This is a genomic window from Myxococcus sp. CA023 (genome assembly GCF_010998615.1).
GTDB lineage: Bacteria > Myxococcota > Myxococcia > Myxococcales > Myxococcaceae > Myxococcus.
In genome coordinates this window covers 1-466 of sequence record NZ_JAAEAH010000193.1, presented here as the reverse complement: position 1 = coordinate 466, position 466 = coordinate 1, and the positions used below count along the sequence as shown (strand labels likewise).

Annotated in this window: 1 protein-coding gene; it reads right to left on the bottom strand. The window is 66.7% G+C overall.

The genetic code is table 11. From position 1 onward, the window contains the following. Positions 1-466, bottom strand: a 466-nt coding sequence (locus F8M74_RS37225) for a PCRF domain-containing protein (RefSeq protein WP_163884764.1), incomplete at both ends; no start/stop codon positions are given.

The window sequence follows — 466 nt, the reverse complement described above, 5'->3', positions numbered from 1 at the left end:
GAATGTGCGTGAGGCGCACGGCCGAATCGGTCTTGTTGATGTGCTGGCCGCCCGCGCCCGATGCGCGGTAGGTATCCGTGCGCACGTCGGCCGGGTTGATGTTGATCTCGATCGAGTCGTCGATCTCCGGATAGACGAAGAGCGATGCGAAGCTCGTGTGGCGGCCGCCGGAGGAGTCGAACGGGCTCTTGCGCACCAGGCGGTGCACGCCGGTCTCGGTGCGCAGCAGGCCGTAGGCGTACTCGCCCTCGATCTTGATCGTGGCGCTCTTGATGCCCGCCACGTCGCCCGGGGTCTCTTCTTCCACGCTGGCCTTGAAGCCCTTGCGCTCGGCGTACTTCAGGTACTGGCGCAGCAGCATGCCGGCCCAGTCGCAGGCCTCGGTGCCGCCGGCGCCGGCCTGGATGTCGACGAAGCAGTTCAGCGGATCGGCCTCGTTGCTGAACATGCGGCGGAACTCCAGCTC